The sequence below is a fragment of the Streptomyces sp. NPDC005728 genome (genome assembly GCF_040630895.1).
In the GTDB taxonomy this organism is placed as follows: domain Bacteria; phylum Actinomycetota; class Actinomycetes; order Streptomycetales; family Streptomycetaceae; genus Streptomyces.
Window position 1 is genome coordinate 132,491 of record NZ_JBEXYL010000003.1, and the last position, 16,870, is coordinate 149,360.

Genomic DNA, 16,870 nt, shown 5'->3' on the forward strand with positions numbered 1-16,870 from the left:
GCCGACGATTCCGAAGGTCCCCCAGTCGTAGGAGTCCCGGTGACGCAGAGTGGACAGGGCGAGGAGCCCTCGGCGCAGCCCGCGCGCGAAGGCATCGTGCTGCCCTCCGACGGAGGCGAGCCCCTGCTGCCGGGCATGTCAGGCCCCGCGGCCTCCGCCGCGCCGGCCGGCGGCCAGGCCTGGGGCGGCCCATGGGGCCCCGGCCGGCAGGAGGCGCCGCAGCAGGACCAGGGCTGGCCCGCGGCGCCCGCCCAGCAGTGGGGCACCCCGGAACAGCAGCTCCAGCAGCAGCCGCCCGCCGGTCACGGTCCCGGCCCGCTGCCTCCGGAGGGCGCACCGGCTCCGTCGTACGGCGGTCAGGCCTACGGTGTGCCCGGGCAGGACCTGGCGTACGGCTCCGGGGGCCAGGCACCGGCCCATGGCGCGTACGGCGGCGGCACCCCGTACGACGGCGGTTCGCAGCCCCACGACGGCTCGGCCCAGCAGCCCGCCTACGGCGCCCCGGCCCCGTACCAGCAGCAGTACCCGGCCTCGCCCGCTCCGTCCGCGCCCCTGCCTGCCGCCTACCCGGTGCAGGGCGCGGCGCTGCCCCCGGCGGCCGACAATGCGACCCAGTACCTCCCGCCGGTCCCCGCGGCCTCCGCGCTGCCCCCTGCGGACGAGGGCGCGACCCAGTACATCCCGCCCGTCCCGGCGGCCGGCGCGCCGGAGGGTGCGACCCAGTACCTGCCCCCGGTCCCGGCGGCCCCCGCCGACGAGGGCGCCACGCAGTACATACCGCCGGTGGCGGCCGGCGCGCTTCCGCCGGAGTCGGCCGGGGAGCAGACGCGGTATCTGGGACGCGCGCAGCAGCCGCCCGCGCACCCCGACGCCCAGGCCACGCAGCACATACCGCCCTACGGCGCCCAGGCGCAGGGCGGGGACCGGCAGCCGCCGGCCGAGTTCGACAACCTCTTCCGCAGCGCGCCGGGGGGCGGGGAGAGCCCGGCCGGTGCCACGCAGCAGATGCCGCGCATCCAGGCGCAGGGCGGCTACCCGGGCCAGCCCCAGGGCGGCTACCCGGGCCCCGGGCAGCCGTCGTACAGCCCGCCCGTGGACGACGACGGCGGGCGCAGGGGCGGCCGCACCGGCTCGCGGGTGCCGCTGATCGCCGCCGTGGGCGTCGGCATCATCGTGGTCGGCGTCGGCGCCGGTGCGCTGCTCAGCGGCGGTGGCGGGGGCAAGGGCGACGACAACAAGACCGTCGCCGCCTCCCCGGCCACCCAGGAGTCCGCCTCGGCGGCCGCCGACCCCGCGAAGGAGCAGGCGGTCGCGCTGGACAAGCTGCTCGCGGACAGCGGCAGCAGCCGCGCCTCGGTGATCCAGGCGGTGGCGAACGTCAAGCAGTGCAACAACCTCGGCCAGGCCTCCTCCGACCTGCGCGACGCGGCCAAGCAGCGCAGCGGCCTGGTCACCCGGCTCGGCAAGCTGTCCGTCGACAAGCTGCCGGGCAACGCCGAGCTGACCGCCGCCCTCACCAGGGCCTGGCAGGCGTCCGCGGCCGCCGACAACCACTACGCGGCCTGGGCGGACCAGGTGGGCAGTGGGAAGGGCTGCAAGAAGGGCCACGCCCGCACCACCGGCCAGACCCAGGCCGGCAACCGGGAGAGCGGCACCGCCAGCCAGCAGAAGGTGAAGGCGGCCGCGCTGTGGAACTCCATCGCGACGAAGTACGGCCTGACCCAGCGCCAGCCGACCCAGCTGTGAGGCGGGGCCGGGCCGGCGCCGGGGGCCGGGTCAGTCGATGTCCGCGTTCTCCAGCGTGCTCGTCATGTCGGTGATCCCGTCGATGCCCGAGCCGGTGGTCTTCCTCGCCGCGACCAGCCGGCCCTCCTGGACCACCTGGAGGGTCACGGCGGCGTTGACGAGCCGCGGGAAGCCGACCCCGGCGAGCTTGCTCTCGTAGGGCCAGTGCAGGGTCGGGGTGAGGCCGCCCGTGGACACCTGCAGGTCGTCGTTGAGGGTGCGGCGCACGCTGTCGGCGCTCACCTCGCCGGCGCCGGTCTTCTCCAGGACGGCCTTCAGCACGGTGTAGGCGATCCAGGTGGTCTGCACTCCGGCGTCCGCGGGGTCGATGCGGTTGTCGCCGAAGGCCTCCTCGCTGATCACCTTCTTCATCGGGTTCCAGCGGGCGTCGGAGGCCACCGGGTACCAGCCGGTGATGTACGCCCCCTCGTACGGCCCCGTCGCCCCGCCCGTCGCGTTGATCACCGTCTGGTCGACGCTGCCCAGTACGGTCGCCGTCCGCACCGCGGGGTAGCCCTCGCGGGTCCGCCGGAAGGAGTCCATGAAGGTGTCGGTGCGGTCCCCGAGCGCGGGCACCACGCATCCCTTCCGGGTCACGTTCTTGGTGGCGTAGCGCAGCGCCTCGTCGGCCTGGCCGTCGTACTCGGTGGCGTTCTCGGCGGCGAGCTGGTCGCGGGCCGCGACGTGTCCGCCCGCCTTCAGACCCGAGTCGAGCAGCGCGGGCAGCTGGTCCCCGGCGATGCTGTCGGGGCGGACCAGGGCGATCTTGCCGCAGGTGGCGGCGAGCGCCTTGCCGAGGCCGGCCAGGAGGGCGGGCTGGCCGCCGTTGACCGGGTACACCATGGGGCCGGTGAATTCCTCGCTGGTGACGCCGTAACCGCCTATGTACGGGATGCCGGCGCTCTCCAGCGGGGCGAGGAAGGAGTCGCCGAACTGGCTGTAGGAGCCGACGACCGCGACGACGTCCTCGGCCACCGCCTGCCGGGCGCACTTCGCCGCGCCCACGCTGTCGTTGTGGTCGTTGCAGGTCAGGACCTCGAGCCTGCGGCCGTCGATGCCGCCGTGGGAGTTGATCCACTTGCCGTAGGCGCGGGCCATCGCGGGCATGCCGGGCTTGTTGGTGGCGTCCGTGTTCTCGGGCGCCCAGGTCATGACCTTGATCGGGTCACCCCCGGAGCCCCCCGTGGCACCGGGGATGACCCCGCATCCGGCGGTGAGCGACGCACAGACGGCCAGGGAGCCCGCGTACACGGCGGTGGCTCTGACGGGCCGGGAGAGGGATTGGAGGAACATACTGCTGGTGCGTCGCCTGCCGGTCATGAACACGCACGATTCCCTCACACCGCTAACCGTGGCGTGCCTCTCGGTCAACGAAAGGTGACCTAGAGGTGAATTACGGGGGGTGGTGAGAGTCCTGTGACGAGGAACGTACGATCGATGACCGTGCAAGGTTCGGAGAACTCTTCCCGTCGCGGCCGTCGCTCCTCCACCATGGGCGGCATGCCACTGAACGACATGCCGTGGTGGCGCTGGCGCAGCAATGTGCGCTCCGCGCTGCACATGCTCTCTGATCCGGCCTTCCAGCAGGACGTCTGGCTGGCCGGAGTGGACGGATACGGCGACGTGACCGACGCCGTGTACCGGCTGGTGGAGGACACCTGGCTGGACAACTGGTCCGCCGAGAAGTACGTCGGCACGATATTCCGGGACTCGCAGGAGGCGGCGCTCGTCGACACCGCCGTGCTGCGGGTTCTGCGGATCATGCACCAGGTCGGCCCGGACGCGCCGGTCGCCGTCTACCTCGACCACCACGCGTGGCCGGAGGCGGTACGGGCGGCCCGTGACGCGCACCTGCGCCTTGCGGCGAGCGACGGCGACGACCCCGACGCGCCCCCGCGGAGCCTGGAAGTGCTGCAGATCATGACGAGGACCGCCTAGGGCCTGTCCGGCGGGGCCGGGGCCGTACGGACCCGTTCCGCCCTGCGGGACGGAGCCCCACGGCACGTGGCCGGTATGGGACCCTGTGGTGCATGAACGAGCAGCCCAGCCGAGCCGCGGCCCCCGCCGATCAGTACGTCCTCACCCTCTCCTGCCCGGACAAGCAGGGCATCGTGCACGCCGTGTCGAGCTACCTGTTCATGACCGGCTGCAACATCGAGGACAGCCAGCAGTTCGGCGACCACGACACGGGACTGTTCTTCATGCGCGTCCACTTCTCGGCGGACGCGCCGCTGACGGTGGACAAGCTGCGGGCGAGCTTCGCGGCGATCGGTGACTCCTTCCACATGGACTGGCAGCTCAACCGGGCCGACGAGAAGATGCGCATCGTGCTGATGGTCAGCAAGTTCGGCCACTGCCTGAACGACCTGCTCTTCCGCGCCCGGATCGGCGCCCTGCCGGTGGAGATCGCGGCCGTGGTCTCCAACCACACCGACTTTCAGGAGCTGGTGGGGTCGTACAACATCCCCTTCCACCACATCCCGGTGACGAAGGACACCAAGGCGCAGGCCGAGGCGCAGCTGCTGGAGATCGTGCGCGCGGAGGACGTCGAACTGGTCGTCCTCGCCCGCTACATGCAGGTCCTCTCGGACGACCTGTGCAAGCAGCTCAGCGGCCAGATCATCAACATCCACCACTCCTTCCTGCCGAGCTTCAAGGGCGCCAAGCCGTACCATCAGGCCCACGCCAGGGGCGTCAAGCTGATCGGCGCCACGGCCCACTACGTCACCGCCGACCTCGACGAGGGCCCGATCATCGAGCAGGAGGTCGAACGGGTGGGCCACGACGCGACCCCGGACCAACTGGTCGCCGTCGGACGGGACGTGGAGTGCCAGGCCCTGGCGCGCGCGGTGAAGTGGCACGCGGAGCGCCGGATCCTGCGCAACGGCCGCCGGACTGTGGTGTTCGCCTGAGAACTGAGGTCTAGGCTTTCGAACATGATCTCGCAGGCCTACCTCTCCGAACTGTTCTCGCTGGACGGCCGGGTCGCGGTGGTGACCGGAGGCAGTTCCGGCATCGGCCGGGCCATCGCCGGGGCACTGGCGCGTGCCGGGGCGCGCGTGGTGGTCGTCGCACGCAAGGCGGCGGAGCTGGCCGCCACGGTCGACGAGCTGACCGCCGAAGGCTGCCGGGCGGCCTGGGTCAGCGCCGACCTGAGCACCCGCGAGGCCGTGCGCGCGGCGGCGGACGAGGCGGCCACGGTGTTCGGGGAGCCCGACATCCTCGTCAACTGCGCCGGGGTCAACCTGCGGCCGCCGCTGGGCGAGCTGGGCGAGGACGTGTGGGACACCACCATGGCCGTGAACCTGGAGGCACCCTTCCTGCTGGGGCAGAGGTTCGGGCCCGGCATGGCCGAGCGGGGCTTCGGCCGGATCATCCACGTCACCTCCCAGCAGGCCCACCGGGCCTTCGTGCAGAGCGGTGCCTACGGCGTCTCCAAGGGCGCGCTGGAGTCGCTGGCCCGCTCCCAGGCCGAGGCATGGTCGCCGTACGGCGTCACCTGCAACACCCTCGTGCCGGGCTTCGTGCTGACGCCGCTCAACGCACGACTGTCGTCCGACCCCGAGAAGGTGGCGGCGCTGGCCGCCCGCACGATGGTCGGCCGCAACGGCCTGGCCGAGGACTTCGCGGGCGCGGCGGTGTTCCTCGCCGGCGGTGCCTCCGCCTATGTCACCGGGCAGTCGATCTTCGTGGACGGTGGGCTCTCCGTCCACTGAGCCCTGCCGGGGGCTCAGCTCACATCCGGCTGAGCCCCGCCGCGGCGAACAGCACGTCTCTGATCGCCTCCCGGTCGCCCGCCTGTCCCGCCGCGGCCTCCTCCGGGGGGACGTGACCCGCGGCCAGCCGGCAGAACTCCACGCCGTCCAGGGCGACATGGGCCACCTCGAACTCGGCGGAGCCCACCGCGGCGGGCGAGTCCAGCGGGATCAGCCACTCGCCGCCGGCCGCGCCCTCGATCTCCAGCCGCAGGCTGCGCCCCGGCGCCCCCGCCGGCACGAGATGCGGGGTCCGCCCCGGCGCGGACAGCCCGGCCCTGCGCCGCTCGGCCAGCGCGGTCGGCAGCATCCGGGCGGCGAGGTCGATCATCTTGTTCAAGTGCCGGGGCGCGGGCGGCTCGTACGGATAGTCCACCGCCTCCGCGATGTCCTCCGCATGCACCCAGCACTCGAAGGCGCGGTCCAGCATCGCGTCGTGCAACGGCAGTGCGAAGTCGCCGTACGACACCGCGAGCCCACCGGCGGTGCCGCCCGTGAAGGACACCGTCCGCACCAGGTTGTGGCTCTGCTCCCGCCACGGCCCGCGCACGGACCGCGTCGGCGGGAAGTGGGACGTCCGCCAGAACGCCTCGGTACGCTCGGCCGGCCCCGCCTCGCCCAGCTCGCCCGCCGCGTCCTGGCCGACGACCTCGGCCAGCGGGTCCTCCAGGCCGAGCGCCGTCGCGACCAGCCCGTCCACCGACAGCAGATGCGCGATCACCCCCGCCACGGTGGTACGACGACTCGTCGGTGCGTCACCGTCGAACCACCGCAGCCGCACCGGCGCATGCCACTCGGCGTCTCCGAAGTCCTGCAGCAGCGCGTCCAGTCGCGCGGTCTCGGCGTCGTACGGAGCTGCCCACCCGGGCACCGGGATGCGCGGCGGCCTGCGGTCCAGGCAGCTCTCCAGGACGCGGGTACGCAGGGCGGGATCCAGGTCCAGGCTCTCGGGCTGGTGCAGCAGGCCGACCGCCTCGCGCAGCCGCAGCGCCTCGTCCGCGCAGGAGCCGCAGGTGCCGAGGTGGTCCTCCACGGCCGCCGTCTCGGCCGCCGAGCAGGCGGCCAGGGCCCAGGCGCCGAGGAGCGATTTCAGGACGTCGTGCGGCAGGTCGAGCGGCACGGGTGCGAGGTCCCCCAGGTCGGAGAGGGCGGGCAGCGGCAGCCCGCTGTCCTCGACGGAGGCCCGGGGCAGCGGTATCCGGGGCGATCGGTCGGATCCGGGACCGTCGGCACCCGGCGGCACGGCACCGGCACCCGAGCCGGATCCCTGGGTGCCTCCGAACGCGCCGTGCTCCCTCTCCTCGTCGTGACCGTCGCGACCGTCGTGGGTCTCGAAGCCTCCCGGGCCGCTCACACCGCACCCCCGTATCCCGGCGGAGTGCCGACGTCATGGGCGGTGGACAGCAGTTGCAGTCCGAGCCGGAGCCGGCGGCGCGCCTCGTCCTCGGTGACGCCGAGGTCGGCGGCGGTCTGGCGGTAGTCACGGCGCTGGAAATAGGCCAGTTCCAGCGCCGCACGCAGCGGGGCGGGCATCGAGTGGACGATGTAGTCGGCGCGGGCGGCGACCGAGGCGCGGCGCACCTTGCTCTCCAGGCTCTCCAGCGCCTCGCTCTCCAGGCGCTCCGGCTCCTCGGCCGAGTCGCTCCCGCCCCGGGTGAGCGCGGCGGTCTCGGTGGCGCGCAGCCGCTGCACGGCCAGCCGGTGGGTCACCGCGGCGACCCAGGAGCGCAGCGGACCCTGCTTGGGATCGTAGGTGTCGGGGTGTTCCCAGACGTGGGCGAAGACCTCGCGGGTGACCCCGTCCGCGGCCCGTTCGTCGCCGAGGACGCGGTGGGCGAGGCTGTGCACGAGGGAGGCGAAGCGGTCGTACAGCTCGCCGAGCGCGGCGGCCTCGCCGCGCGCGAGACGCTGCTGCATCTTGCGGTCCCAGCGGGGCGGTACGTCCTTCTGCGCCATGCTGCCCCTCCCTTCGCCCTCGGCCGGCCCGTTCAGCGTCTCCGCACTGTCCTCTCGAATGTAGTCGGCACGTCTGACAGCGCACGCCCCTTTGTGTCCATGTGCGCCCCGCGAGGCGCCGCAGGTGATAGTGCCCCCTTCACATAACCTTCACGCAAAGGGTGTCCAAGTCCGATCGAACAGGATCGATAGTGACTGAAACAAGCCCCTTGTCGATCGCGTGCGGTTTGTTCTCCGAAGTTTCAGGGAACGGCCGCTGGGCAGCCGCGCGGAAAGAAACGTAGGAACTGCTTCCGGTTCCGGGCGGTTCCGGGAGATCCGGCGAGCGGAGGGGCGTGGCCGTGGCATTCAAGGTGACCGGCGTCGAACAGGGCGAGTGGGCCGTTCTCCGGGTGACCGGGGAACTGGACCTCATGACCTCGCCGGTACTGCGCCAGCGTGTGCACGACGTGGTGGCCGAGGGGCACCACAGCCTGATCCTCGACCTCTCCGAGGTCTTCTTCTGCGACTCCAGCGGGGTCGGCGTCCTGATCGCCGCCCGGCGGCTGATCCGTTCCTGTCAGGGCCGGCTGCGGCTGATACTGCCGGACCGGGGCGCGGTCGACGGCTCGCACGTCAACCGGGTCCTCGGTGCGCTCGGTGTCCGCCGCCTCTTCGACATCCGCTCCGACGTCGAGTCCGCCACCGCCGACGAGGCGGGCCCCCTCTCGGCCTGAGCGGCGCCGTACCGCCGCGCCGTCGCCACAAGGTTGTCCCAGAATTCCCCCGGTCTTGGCACAAGCACCCCTTTTCCGTCACGCCGCCGCCGCGCACGACGTACGCTCCCTGCCAGATCGACCCCCACGTCAACGTAAGGCGGCCCGAACAGACATGGTCAGCACCGAGTACGAGCGCAGGATCGCCGCCCGGTTCGCCACCTTCGACCAGGACGGCAACGGCTACATCGACCGCGAGGACTTCAACGCGGCTGCCAAGGCGCTGCTCGCCGAGTTCGCCGTCCCCGCCCGCTCCGACCGGGGCCAGGCGCTGTACGCCGGTGCGGAGGCCTTCTGGCAGGGCATGGCGGGCATCGCGGACCGGGACGGTGACCAGCGCATCACCCGGGACGAGTTCGTCTCCGGAGCCGTCAAGCGCCTGCGCGACAACCCCGAGCGCTTCGCCGAGATCGCCCGTCCCTTCCTGCACGCGGCCCTGGCCGTGGCGGACCGGGACGCGGACGGCCATGCCACCGTTCCCGACACCGTTCGCGTCCTGCGGGTCTTCCACGTCCCGGGTGAGATCGCCGAGGCCACCGCCACCGCCCTCGACACGGACGGCGACGGCAGGGTCGGCGAATCGGAGATCGTCCCGGCGTTCGCGCGGTACTTCACCGTTCCCGAGTAGCGGCAGGCGACCCGGAGAACCGCTCCCGCAGCTTGTACTTGAGTACCTTGCGCAGGGTCTCGTTGCGCGGAAGGGCGTCGACCACCTCGAGCCGCTCCGGCAGTTTGTGGACGGACAGTCCTTCCGAGCGCAGGTGGGAGACGATGTCCGCCAGCGTCAACTCGGCCGCGTCCGCAGGCTGTTCGACCACCGCGCAGACCAGTTCCCCGCGGGCCGCGTCCGGCAGGCCGATCACCGCCACGTCGGACACCGCCGGATGTGCGGCGAGCAGGTCCTCGATCTCCTTGGCCGAGATGTTCTCGCCCTTGCGGATGATCACGTCCTTGAGCCGCCCGGTGAGCACGAGGTGCCCGGAGTCGGTCACACGGCCCAGGTCGCCGGTGCGCAGGAAACCCTCCGGGTCGAAGGCGGCGGCCGTCTGGCCGGGGTCCAGATAGCCCTGGCACACCGCCTCGCCGCGCAGCCGTACCTCTCCGTCGACGATCCGTATCTCCATCCCCTCCGGCGGGCGTCCCTCGGTCGTCGCCAGGTTCTCCGGCGTGTCCTCCGGGTCCCCCATGGTGATCATCGGCACCTCGGTCATGCCGTAGCCGTGCGTGAGCTGGACGCCCATCTCGCGTACGACGCAGTGGTAGACCTCCGGGGGCTTGGCGGCTCCGCCGCCCGCTAGGAGCCGCAGGGAAGGGATCACCTTCGTCCCGGGCCGCTTGCGCTGTTCGGTCAGGAACATCGAGTAGAACGCCGTCGAGCCGCCGGCCACCGTCACCCCGTGCCGCCGGTACTCCTCCAGCGCGTCCGGCAGCGCGAACTGCTCGAACATCACCGCCGGGAAGCCGTACAGAAGGAGCATGACTGTGTAGTCGGGGCCCGCTATGTGCGCGTACGGGAAGGCCATCGAGCCCACGTCGTCCGGTGTGAGGCGCAGTGCGTGGGCGAGGCAGGAGCCGCCCGCGATCAGGGAGCGGTCGGTGTGCAGGACGCCCTTGGGGTCGGAGGTCGTCCCCGAGGTCCAGTAGATCCAGCGGACCGAGGTGCCTTCGGAGGGCGGGGCGGGGAGGACGGACGGGTCGCCGTCGGGCAGGGAGTCGTACGCCTCGAAGACGCCCTTCGCGCCGAGCCGCCGGGCCATCTCCGTGTGGTCGTGGCCGCGCCAGGCACCCGGTACGGCGAAGAACTCGGCCTTGGACTCGCGCAGCGCGAAGCCGACCTCCCGGTCCCGGTAGAACGGGATGACCGGGGACTGTACGGCGCCCAGACGGGCCAGCGCGAAGGAGAGCAGGGCCGTTTCGAGGCGGGTGGGCAGCTGCCAGGCGACGACCGTGCCCGGGCGTACGCCCATGTCGTGGAGGCCGGCCGCGACCCGCTCGGCCCGCGTGCGCAGCTCGCCGAAGGTCAGCCGGCGGTCGTCCTGGAGCAGGACGGGCCGGTCGGGGGTGAGGCGGGCCCGGCGGTCCACCAGCTCCCACAGGGTGCGCGAGGCGCCCAGGGCGTGTGCGGTGTCGTTCACTTCGACCCCCTACCTGGCTGACGATGCGTCAGATTCGCAGCAGAGCGTAGGGCCGTGCGCCTTGTCGGTCCAGGGGTGCGGAGCTAGCCTTCAGGAGACAGTGAATCTGACGGTCCATCAGATAAGTAGGTGGGGGACCCATGACCGAACTGCCCCGCGTCATCAGCGTCGACGACCATGTGATCGAGCCCGCCCACCTCTTCGAGACCTGGCTGCCGGCGAAGTACCGGGACCGGGGGCCCAAGCCGCTCACCGCCGGGATCGGGGAGCTGGCGTACGTCGGCGGGAAGTACCAGATCACCATGGATCCGGACGGCCAGCCGACGGACTGGTGGATCTACGAGGACCTGAAGTTCCCGTACAAGCGCAACATCGCCGCCGTCGGCTTCGACCGGGACGAGATGACCCTGGAGGGGATCACCCGGGAGCAGATGCGGCGCGGGTGCTGGGACCCGAAGGCGCGGCTGGCCGACATGGACCTCAACCACGTCGAGGCCAGCCTCTGCTTCCCGACCTTCCCGCGCTTTTGCGGTCAGACCTTCGCCGAGGCGCACGACAAGGAGGTCGCCCTCGCGTGCGTGCGCGCCTACAACGACTGGATGGTGGAGGAGTGGTGCGGGGACAGCGCAGGGCGCCTGATCCCGCTGTGCCTGATCCCGCTGTGGGACGTGGAGCTGGCCGTCGCGGAGATCCGGCGGAACGCGGCGCGCGGGGTGCGGGCGGTGACCTTCTCCGAGATCCCCACCTACCTCGGGCTGCCGTCCATCCACTCCGGGTACTGGGACCCGTTCTTCGCGGTCTGCCAGGAGACGGGGACGGTCGTCAACATGCACATCGGCAGCAGCTCGCAGATGCCCGCCGCCTCCCCGGACGCGCCGCCCGCCGTCCAGGCCTCACTCAGCTTCAACAACGCGATGGCCTCGATGATGGACTACCTGTTCAGCGGGGTCCTGGTGAAGTTCCCGACCCTCAAACTCGCCTACTCCGAAGGGCAGATGGGCTGGATCCCGTACGCCCTGGAGCGCGCCGACGACGTGTGGGAGGAGCACCGCGCCTGGGGCGGGGTGCGGGACCTGATCCCCGAGCCGCCGTCGACGTACTACTACCGGCAGATCTTCTGCTGCTTCTTCCGCGACAAGCACGGGGTCGCCTCCCTGGACGTCGTCGGCCGCGACAACGCCACCTTCGAGACCGACTACCCGCACGTCGACTCGACCTTCCCGCACACCAAGGAGGTCGCCCTCGACCATGTGAAGGGCCTCGACGACGAGACCGTGTACAAGCTGATGCGGGGCAACGCCATCCGCATGCTGGACCTGGACTTCGACAAGTAATGGACCTCTCGTACACACCGGAGGAAGAGGAGTTCCGGGCCCGGCTGCGCGAGTGGCTCGCCAAGGCGCTTCCCACCCTGCCGGCCAGGCCGTCCCCGGACGACTGGCCCGGCCGGCGCGCCTACGACCTCGGCTGGCAGCGCATGCTCCACGACGCGGGGTACGCCGACGTCCACTGGGACGCCTCCCCGACCATCCGGCTGATCTTCCTGGAGGAGACGGAGAAGGCGGGCGCCCCCTACGTGGGAGCCAACTTCGTCGGACTGCTGCACGCCGGCCCGACCGTCGCCGCCGAGGGCACTCCCGGGCAGCGGGCGCGCTGGTTGCCGCCCATCCTGCGCGGGGACGAGGTGTGGTGCCAGGGGTTCAGCGAACCGGACGCCGGATCCGACCTCGCCGCGCTGCGCACGCGCGCGCGTAGGGACGGCGACGACTACGTGGTGAGCGGGTCCAAGATCTGGACCTCGCACGCCGAGGTCGCCGACTGGTGCGAGCTGCTCGTCCGTACGGACCCGGGGGCGCCCAAGCACAAGGGCATCACCTGGCTGGCCATGCCCATGGACGCCGAGGGCGTCACCGTACGGCCGCTGCGCACCCTCGCCGGGTCGGCGGAGTTCGCCGAGGTGTTCCTGGACGAGGTCCGGGTGCCGGTGGCCAACCGTGTCGGGGCGGAGAACGACGGCTGGCGCGTGACCATGGTGACGCTCTCCTTCGAGCGCGGCACGGCCTTCGTCGGCGAGGTCGTCGCCTGCCGCCGGGTGCTCGGCGAACTCGCCCGCACGGCACGGGAGAACGGCCGCTGGGACGATCCCGTGCTGCGCCGGCGGCTCGGGCGGCTCCACGCCGAGTTCCGGGCGCTGTGGCGGCTGACCCAGTGGAACGTGAGCGAGGCGGAGGCGAGCGGCGGGGTGCCGGGCGTCGGGGGTTCGGTTTTCAAACTCCGGTATTCGCACGCCCGTCAGGAGCTGTACGACACCGCCGCCGAGGTGCTCGGCCCGGACCGCCTCGACCTGGACCGGCCCTGGGTCCTCGACCGGCTCTCCTCGCTGTCGTACACCATCGCCGCCGGCACCTCGCAGATCCAGCGCAACATCGTCGCCGAGCGCATCCTCGGCCTGCCGAAGGGGCGGTGACCGTGCGCTTCCGACTCACCGAGGAGCAGCGGGCGTTGCGGGCCGGGGTGCGGCAGCTGCTGGAGCGCCGCTTCGGCGCGGACGCGCTGCGGGCGGCCGTGGCCCGGCCCGGGCATCTGGACCGGGGGCTGTGGCGGGAGCTGGGGGCGGCGGGCCTGTTCGCGCTGCGGGTGCCGGAGTCCGAGGGCGGGGTCGGCCTCGGTCTGCCGGAGGCGGTGCTGGTCTTCGAGGAGACCGGACGCGCGCTGCTGCCGGGGCCCGTGCTGGCCACCCACCTCGCCGCCGGGACCGTGCCCGGGGCAGCCGCCGGGGAGGTCGTGGTGGCCCGCGTGGACGGCGCGCTCGCGGAGTGGCTGGACGTGGCGGACACCGTGTGCGGGGACACCTCCGGGGCCGTACCCCTGCGCTCGGTGGACCCGCTGACACCCCTGCACCGTGTTCCCGGGGGTCCCGGCGGCACCGGCGGTCCCGGCGCCGGCGGCGCACCGGACCCGGTGGCCGTGCTCCTCACGGCCGCCGAGCAACTCGGCACGGCCACGCGCGCGTGCGAGCTGGCCGTGCAACACGCCCGGGCGCGTGAGCAGTTCGGGCAGCCGATCGGAGCCTTCCAGGCCGTCAAACACCTGTGCGCCGACCTGCTGGTACGCGCCGAGACGGCCCGGGCCGCCGTCTACGCGGCCGCCGTGACCGCCGACCCCGCCGACATCGCAGCCGCCCGGCTCCTCGCCGACGAGGCCGCCGTGCGCGGGGCCGGTGACTGCCTCCAGGTGCACGGCGGTATGGGCTTCACCTGGGAGGCGGAGGTCCATCTGCATCTCAAACGGGCCTGGGTTCGGGCCCAACGTGGTGGCGGGAGCACGGAGAGTGAGGAAGCGTTGGCCGCCGATCTGGTGGCCTGACCGTTCGGCGGAGTCCTGTGCTGGGCCGTCAGGACACCGTTGGCCCAGGATGTCGCGGATCGTGGCGTACCGGAATCACGGAGCGTTGATATCGGGTTGTGTCCTTTGCGTGACTCGTCACATCCCGGAGTCGGGTGCCCCCTCCGGTACCTTGTGTGAGATGCGAGTGGCTGCGAGCACGAGCCGTGCCGGTATTGCCCCTGGGGTGATGCCGGAACTGGCCTGTTCGACTCCCCGCAACGGGCGTCGCACAGTATCCCGCACGGGTACTCCTTCGCGCTGGAATATGCCCGAAGCGCTTGTTGGGGTGACTGTACGTCAACCATGCTGTCTCGTAAGGGATTCACGTTCCGTGACCCTTGCTCTGGCCGTTGTTCTGGCCATGCAGAAAATGGCTACGATCGTGGCCCTCGTCGCGGTGCGTGTGCGGCACGAGGTCATGTGTCCGCCGGTTCGGATGGTGTGAGCGGTGCAGGTGCTTCAGGTGCAGCTGGAAGTCCGGCCCGACCCCGCAGAGGTGGGGCGAGCCCGGAGGTGGGCCCGTTCGCGCCTGGCCGGGTCCGGTATAGAGGCCGACGAGGCACTCGCCGAGAACCTGATCCTGCTCGTCTCCGAGCTGGTCACCAACGCCGTGGTGCACACCGGCTGTCCGGCCGTGCTGCGGCTGTCCCTGCCCTCGGACGTGGTCGACTCCGCCACCGTCCGCCTGGAGGTGGCCGACGCCAGCTCCCGTGCGCCCGTGCCGCGCTGCGCCGCCGGTGACGCCACCGGCGGCCGGGGTCTGGCGCTCGTCGACTGCCTCGCCGACCGCTGGGGCTGGAACCCCGAGGGCTCCGGCAAGAGCATCTGGTGCGAGCTGGACCGCTGCTCGCAGCCCGAGGAGGGCGCAGCGATGGCGTACGGGGGCGGACGGTCCGCGTACGAGGGCCTCGCGTTCGAAGCGGTGTAGGCACCGGTGAGGCCATGCGCCGGGGATGCATCCGTGCGCGGCCGCCGTGAATCGGGCGTACGTAATAAATCGCTGAACCGGTGTTGACTGCTTGTGACCGTTTGAACACGCTTGTGGGCAACGATTCGCCGCGAGGGGACGGCGAGGGCTCGGGTGACGGCGGTCCTCGTCGAGTGTGGGTCGCACCGGGTGGCGGCGCGATGTCGAACGCAGGGGGCGCGCCGCCAACCGGACTTCACAGGATTGCGACGGGAGCCACCGGCGTGCCTGTCGCGCCGACGAACGGCTCCGGCATCGCCGAGAGCAGGAACGCGTACCGCTCCTCTTGTCCACAGGCTGTGGACAACTCTTCGAGATTCCAGTTCTGGCCCTGGAGCATCCCCATCTCCACCAGGTCCAGCGCGTGCACGGGCAGCCACAGATTCTCGATCTCGGGCGGAAACATCTCAAACGTGAGCGTGTCGTTCGCGACCGCGGCGACGTCGCGCGCATGGAACCACTCCGGGCAGCGCACCGAGAACCCCGGTGACGGATAGGCGTACCCGTGCTTGTCCCCGGCCAGCAGGACCTGCACCTGCCCGGTCCGCACCAGCACCACGTCCCCGGACCGCACCCGCACCCCGCCGAACTCCTCGGCCGCCTCCAGATCCTCCGGCGTGACCGCGTGCCCGCCCGTCAGCCGGTCCACGCCACGCGCGCGTGCCACGTCCAGCAGCACCCCGCGCGAGACGATGTGCCGCGCCTTGTCGATGCCGCTGAACTCCGCACCGCCGTGCGCGGTGACCGTGTGCGCCGGGCGGCCGTTGTAGAGCTTCCCGGAGTGCGAGACATGGGTCAGCGCGTCCCAGTGGGTACCGGCCTGCAGCCCCATGGTCACCGCGTCGTCGCTGCACGCCACCGTGCCCGGCCCGAACAGCTCCTGGTTGAGCTGCACCATGGCGTGCAGCGGGTTGACCCGCCCGGGGATCATCCCTGTCTGCACGCCGTCCTGCTGGAGGGGCAGGGCGAGGGGGACGCGCCGGCCCGTGCGGACGCAGGCGGCGGCCTCGCGGACGACCCCGTCGGTGATCAGGTTCAGGGTGCCGATTTCGTCGTCCGCTCCCCAACGCCCCCAGTTGTTCACGCGCTTGGCGATCTCGTGGAACTCGGCGGGCAGTGACATCCGGTGCCTCCCCGGGGCTTGTGTCCACACGTCTGACGCGCCATAAAATCTAACGGTCCGTCAGAAACCGCGGGAAGGGGCCGGGCGTGGGGAACTTCTTGGCAGGCAAGGTGGTCGCCGTGACGGGCGCCGGACGGGGCATCGGGCGCGCGGTCGCTCTCGCGGCGGCGGCCGAAGGGGCGAGGGTCGTCGTCAACGACTACGGGGTGTCCACCGACGGCACCTCGCCGACCAGTGAGGTCGCCGAGGCCGTCGTCAAGGAGATCGAGGCGGCGGGCGGCGAGGCGGTGGCGGTCGCCGACGACATCTCCACCATGGCGGGTGGGCAGCGGGTCGTGGACACGGCCCTGTCCTCGTACGGCCGCATCGACGGGGTCGTCTGCGTGGCCGGGATCCTGCGCGAGCGCATGCTGTTCAACATGTCCGAGGAGGAGTGGGACCCGGTGGTCGCCACCCATCTCAAGGGCACCTTCACCGTCTTCCGGGCCGCCTCGGCCGTCATGCGGAGACAACAGTCCGGCACCCTCATCGGCTTCACCAGCGGCAACCACCAGGGCTCTGTCTCGCAGGCCAACTACAGCGCGGCGAAGGGCGGCATCATCTCGCTCGTCCGCAGCGCGGCGCTGGGGCTGCACAAGTACGGGGTCACCGCCAACGCGGTCGCCCCCGTGGCCCGTACGCGGATGTCGGCGAACGTGCCGACGGAGCTGAAGGAGATCGGCTCGCCCGAGGACGTGGCCGCGCTGGTGGTCTACCTGCTCTCCGATGCCGCGAAGGAGCAAGGGGTCACCGGGCAGGTCTACACGGTCGCGGGGCCGAAGATCGCGGTGTGGGCTCAGCCGCGGGAGCTGCGGGCGGTCTACGGCGAGGGGGCCTGGACCCCGGAGCGGATCGCGGAGTCTCTGCCCGGCTCGGTGGGGGTGGACCCGATGCCGATGCTCTTGCAGCTGGCGGCGATGGAGAAGGCCGCACGGGACGGGGAGCGGCCGAACGCCCGGTAGCTCGGA

General features: G+C 71.8%; 16 protein-coding genes. 11 read left to right on the forward strand and 5 right to left on the reverse strand.

The features are described 5' to 3' along the window. Positions 1-39: 39 nt before the first annotated feature. The gene (locus ABZ471_RS03825) at positions 40-1,746 is read left to right on the forward strand and encodes a hypothetical protein (RefSeq protein ID WP_359062038.1); all 1,707 of its coding nucleotides are present in this window, start codon (positions 40-42) and stop codon (positions 1,744-1,746) included. 30 nt (positions 1,747-1,776) lie between these two features. On the opposite strand, the gene ABZ471_RS03830 is transcribed toward ABZ471_RS03825, so the two are convergent. Next, positions 1,777-3,105 (reverse strand): ABC transporter substrate-binding protein, encoded by a 1,329-nt coding sequence (locus ABZ471_RS03830; RefSeq protein ID WP_359062039.1) that lies wholly within the window; start codon positions 3,103-3,105, stop codon positions 1,777-1,779. A gap of 117 nt (positions 3,106-3,222) precedes the next feature. Between ABZ471_RS03830 and ABZ471_RS03835 the strand changes: the two genes are divergently transcribed. The 3 genes from ABZ471_RS03835 to ABZ471_RS03845 all read left to right on the forward strand — a co-directional run bounded on the left by ABZ471_RS03835 (position 3,223) and on the right by ABZ471_RS03845 (position 5,501). Further along, complete coding sequence (locus ABZ471_RS03835; protein WP_359062040.1) at positions 3,223-3,723, forward strand: hypothetical protein; 501 nt, start codon at positions 3,223-3,225, stop codon at positions 3,721-3,723. Between the two features lie 92 nt (positions 3,724-3,815). Beyond that, positions 3,816-4,697, forward strand: a complete 882-nt coding sequence (gene purU, locus ABZ471_RS03840) for a formyltetrahydrofolate deformylase (protein ID WP_359062042.1) — start codon at positions 3,816-3,818, stop codon at positions 4,695-4,697. Positions 4,698-4,721: 24 nt separating this feature from the next. Next, the gene (locus ABZ471_RS03845; RefSeq protein WP_359062044.1) at positions 4,722-5,501 is read left to right on the forward strand and encodes an SDR family oxidoreductase; all 780 of its coding nucleotides are present in this window, start codon (positions 4,722-4,724) and stop codon (positions 5,499-5,501) included. Between the two features lie 19 nt (positions 5,502-5,520). Here ABZ471_RS03845 and ABZ471_RS03850 read toward each other — a convergent pair whose 3' ends face one another. After that, a complete protein-coding gene (locus ABZ471_RS03850; protein ID WP_359062046.1) occupies positions 5,521-6,894 on the reverse strand; it encodes a zf-HC2 domain-containing protein in 1,374 nt (457 codons plus the stop codon). Beyond that, a complete protein-coding gene (locus ABZ471_RS03855; RefSeq protein ID WP_359062048.1) occupies positions 6,891-7,496 on the reverse strand; it encodes a sigma-70 family RNA polymerase sigma factor in 606 nt (201 codons plus the stop codon). Before ABZ471_RS03855 ends, ABZ471_RS03850 begins: the two co-directional genes overlap by 4 nt. A gap of 335 nt (positions 7,497-7,831) precedes the next feature. On the opposite strand from ABZ471_RS03855, the gene ABZ471_RS03860 reads away from it, so the two are divergent. Both ABZ471_RS03860 and ABZ471_RS03865 read left to right on the forward strand, forming a co-directional pair. Further along, a complete protein-coding gene (locus ABZ471_RS03860) occupies positions 7,832-8,212 on the forward strand; it encodes an STAS domain-containing protein (protein WP_359062050.1) in 381 nt (126 codons plus the stop codon). A gap of 154 nt (positions 8,213-8,366) precedes the next feature. After that, complete coding sequence (locus ABZ471_RS03865; protein ID WP_359062052.1) at positions 8,367-8,879, forward strand: EF-hand domain-containing protein; 513 nt, start codon at positions 8,367-8,369, stop codon at positions 8,877-8,879. Here the strand turns inward: ABZ471_RS03865 and ABZ471_RS03870 are convergent. Then, positions 8,863-10,386: an AMP-binding protein gene (locus ABZ471_RS03870; RefSeq protein ID WP_359062054.1), complete on the reverse strand. Its 1,524-nt coding sequence runs from the start codon at positions 10,384-10,386 to the stop codon at positions 8,863-8,865. The two genes, ABZ471_RS03865 and ABZ471_RS03870, sit on opposite strands and share 17 nt — an antisense overlap. A 140-nt stretch (positions 10,387-10,526) precedes the next feature. Here ABZ471_RS03870 and ABZ471_RS03875 point away from each other — a divergent pair, with 140 nt between their 5' ends. The 4 genes from ABZ471_RS03875 (at position 10,527) to ABZ471_RS03890 (ending at position 14,701) form a co-directional block, all read left to right on the forward strand. Further along, positions 10,527-11,720 carry an amidohydrolase family protein gene (locus ABZ471_RS03875; RefSeq protein WP_359062056.1) on the forward strand — a complete coding sequence of 398 codons (1,194 nt, stop codon included), beginning with the start codon at positions 10,527-10,529 and terminating at the stop codon, positions 11,718-11,720. Continuing rightward, positions 11,720-12,853 (forward strand): acyl-CoA dehydrogenase family protein, encoded by a 1,134-nt coding sequence (locus tag ABZ471_RS03880; protein WP_359062058.1) that lies wholly within the window; start codon positions 11,720-11,722, stop codon positions 12,851-12,853. The genes ABZ471_RS03875 and ABZ471_RS03880 overlap by 1 nt, the downstream gene beginning before the upstream one ends. Before the next feature lie 2 nt (positions 12,854-12,855). After that, the gene (locus ABZ471_RS03885; protein ID WP_359062060.1) at positions 12,856-13,752 is read left to right on the forward strand and encodes an acyl-CoA dehydrogenase family protein; all 897 of its coding nucleotides are present in this window, start codon (positions 12,856-12,858) and stop codon (positions 13,750-13,752) included. Positions 13,753-14,236: 484 nt separating this feature from the next. After that, positions 14,237-14,701: an ATP-binding protein gene (locus tag ABZ471_RS03890; RefSeq protein ID WP_359062062.1), complete on the forward strand. Its 465-nt coding sequence runs from the start codon at positions 14,237-14,239 to the stop codon at positions 14,699-14,701. Between the two features lie 235 nt (positions 14,702-14,936). Here ABZ471_RS03890 and ABZ471_RS03895 read toward each other — a convergent pair whose 3' ends face one another. Beyond that, positions 14,937-15,863, reverse strand: coding sequence for a cyclase family protein (locus tag ABZ471_RS03895; RefSeq protein WP_359062064.1), 927 nt, complete (start codon positions 15,861-15,863; stop codon positions 14,937-14,939). Positions 15,864-15,949: 86 nt separating this feature from the next. Between ABZ471_RS03895 and ABZ471_RS03900 the strand changes: the two genes are divergently transcribed. Then, positions 15,950-16,864, forward strand: a complete 915-nt coding sequence (locus ABZ471_RS03900; RefSeq protein ID WP_359062066.1) for an SDR family NAD(P)-dependent oxidoreductase — start codon at positions 15,950-15,952, stop codon at positions 16,862-16,864. Positions 16,865-16,870 lie beyond the last annotated feature (6 nt).

What these genes read in the sequence shown, in the direction of transcription:
- ABZ471_RS03880 (WP_359062058.1), top strand. Translation starts at nt 11,720, where the DNA reads ATGGACCTCTCGTACACACCGGAGGAAGAGGAGTTCCGGGCCCGGCTG.
- ABZ471_RS03835 (WP_359062040.1), top strand. Translation starts at nt 3,223, where the DNA reads ATGACCGTGCAAGGTTCGGAGAACTCTTCCCGTCGCGGCCGTCGCTCC.
- purU (WP_359062042.1), top strand. Translation starts at nt 3,816, where the DNA reads ATGAACGAGCAGCCCAGCCGAGCCGCGGCCCCCGCCGATCAGTACGTC.
- ABZ471_RS03875 (WP_359062056.1), top strand. Translation starts at nt 10,527, where the DNA reads ATGACCGAACTGCCCCGCGTCATCAGCGTCGACGACCATGTGATCGAG.
- ABZ471_RS03865 (WP_359062052.1), top strand. Translation starts at nt 8,367, where the DNA reads ATGGTCAGCACCGAGTACGAGCGCAGGATCGCCGCCCGGTTCGCCACC.
- ABZ471_RS03845 (WP_359062044.1), top strand. Translation starts at nt 4,722, where the DNA reads ATGATCTCGCAGGCCTACCTCTCCGAACTGTTCTCGCTGGACGGCCGG.
- ABZ471_RS03895 (WP_359062064.1), bottom strand. Translation starts at nt 15,863, where the DNA reads ATGTCACTGCCCGCCGAGTTCCACGAGATCGCCAAGCGCGTGAACAAC.
- ABZ471_RS03855 (WP_359062048.1), bottom strand. Translation starts at nt 7,496, where the DNA reads ATGGCGCAGAAGGACGTACCGCCCCGCTGGGACCGCAAGATGCAGCAG.
- ABZ471_RS03830 (WP_359062039.1), bottom strand. Translation starts at nt 3,105, where the DNA reads ATGACCGGCAGGCGACGCACCAGCAGTATGTTCCTCCAATCCCTCTCC.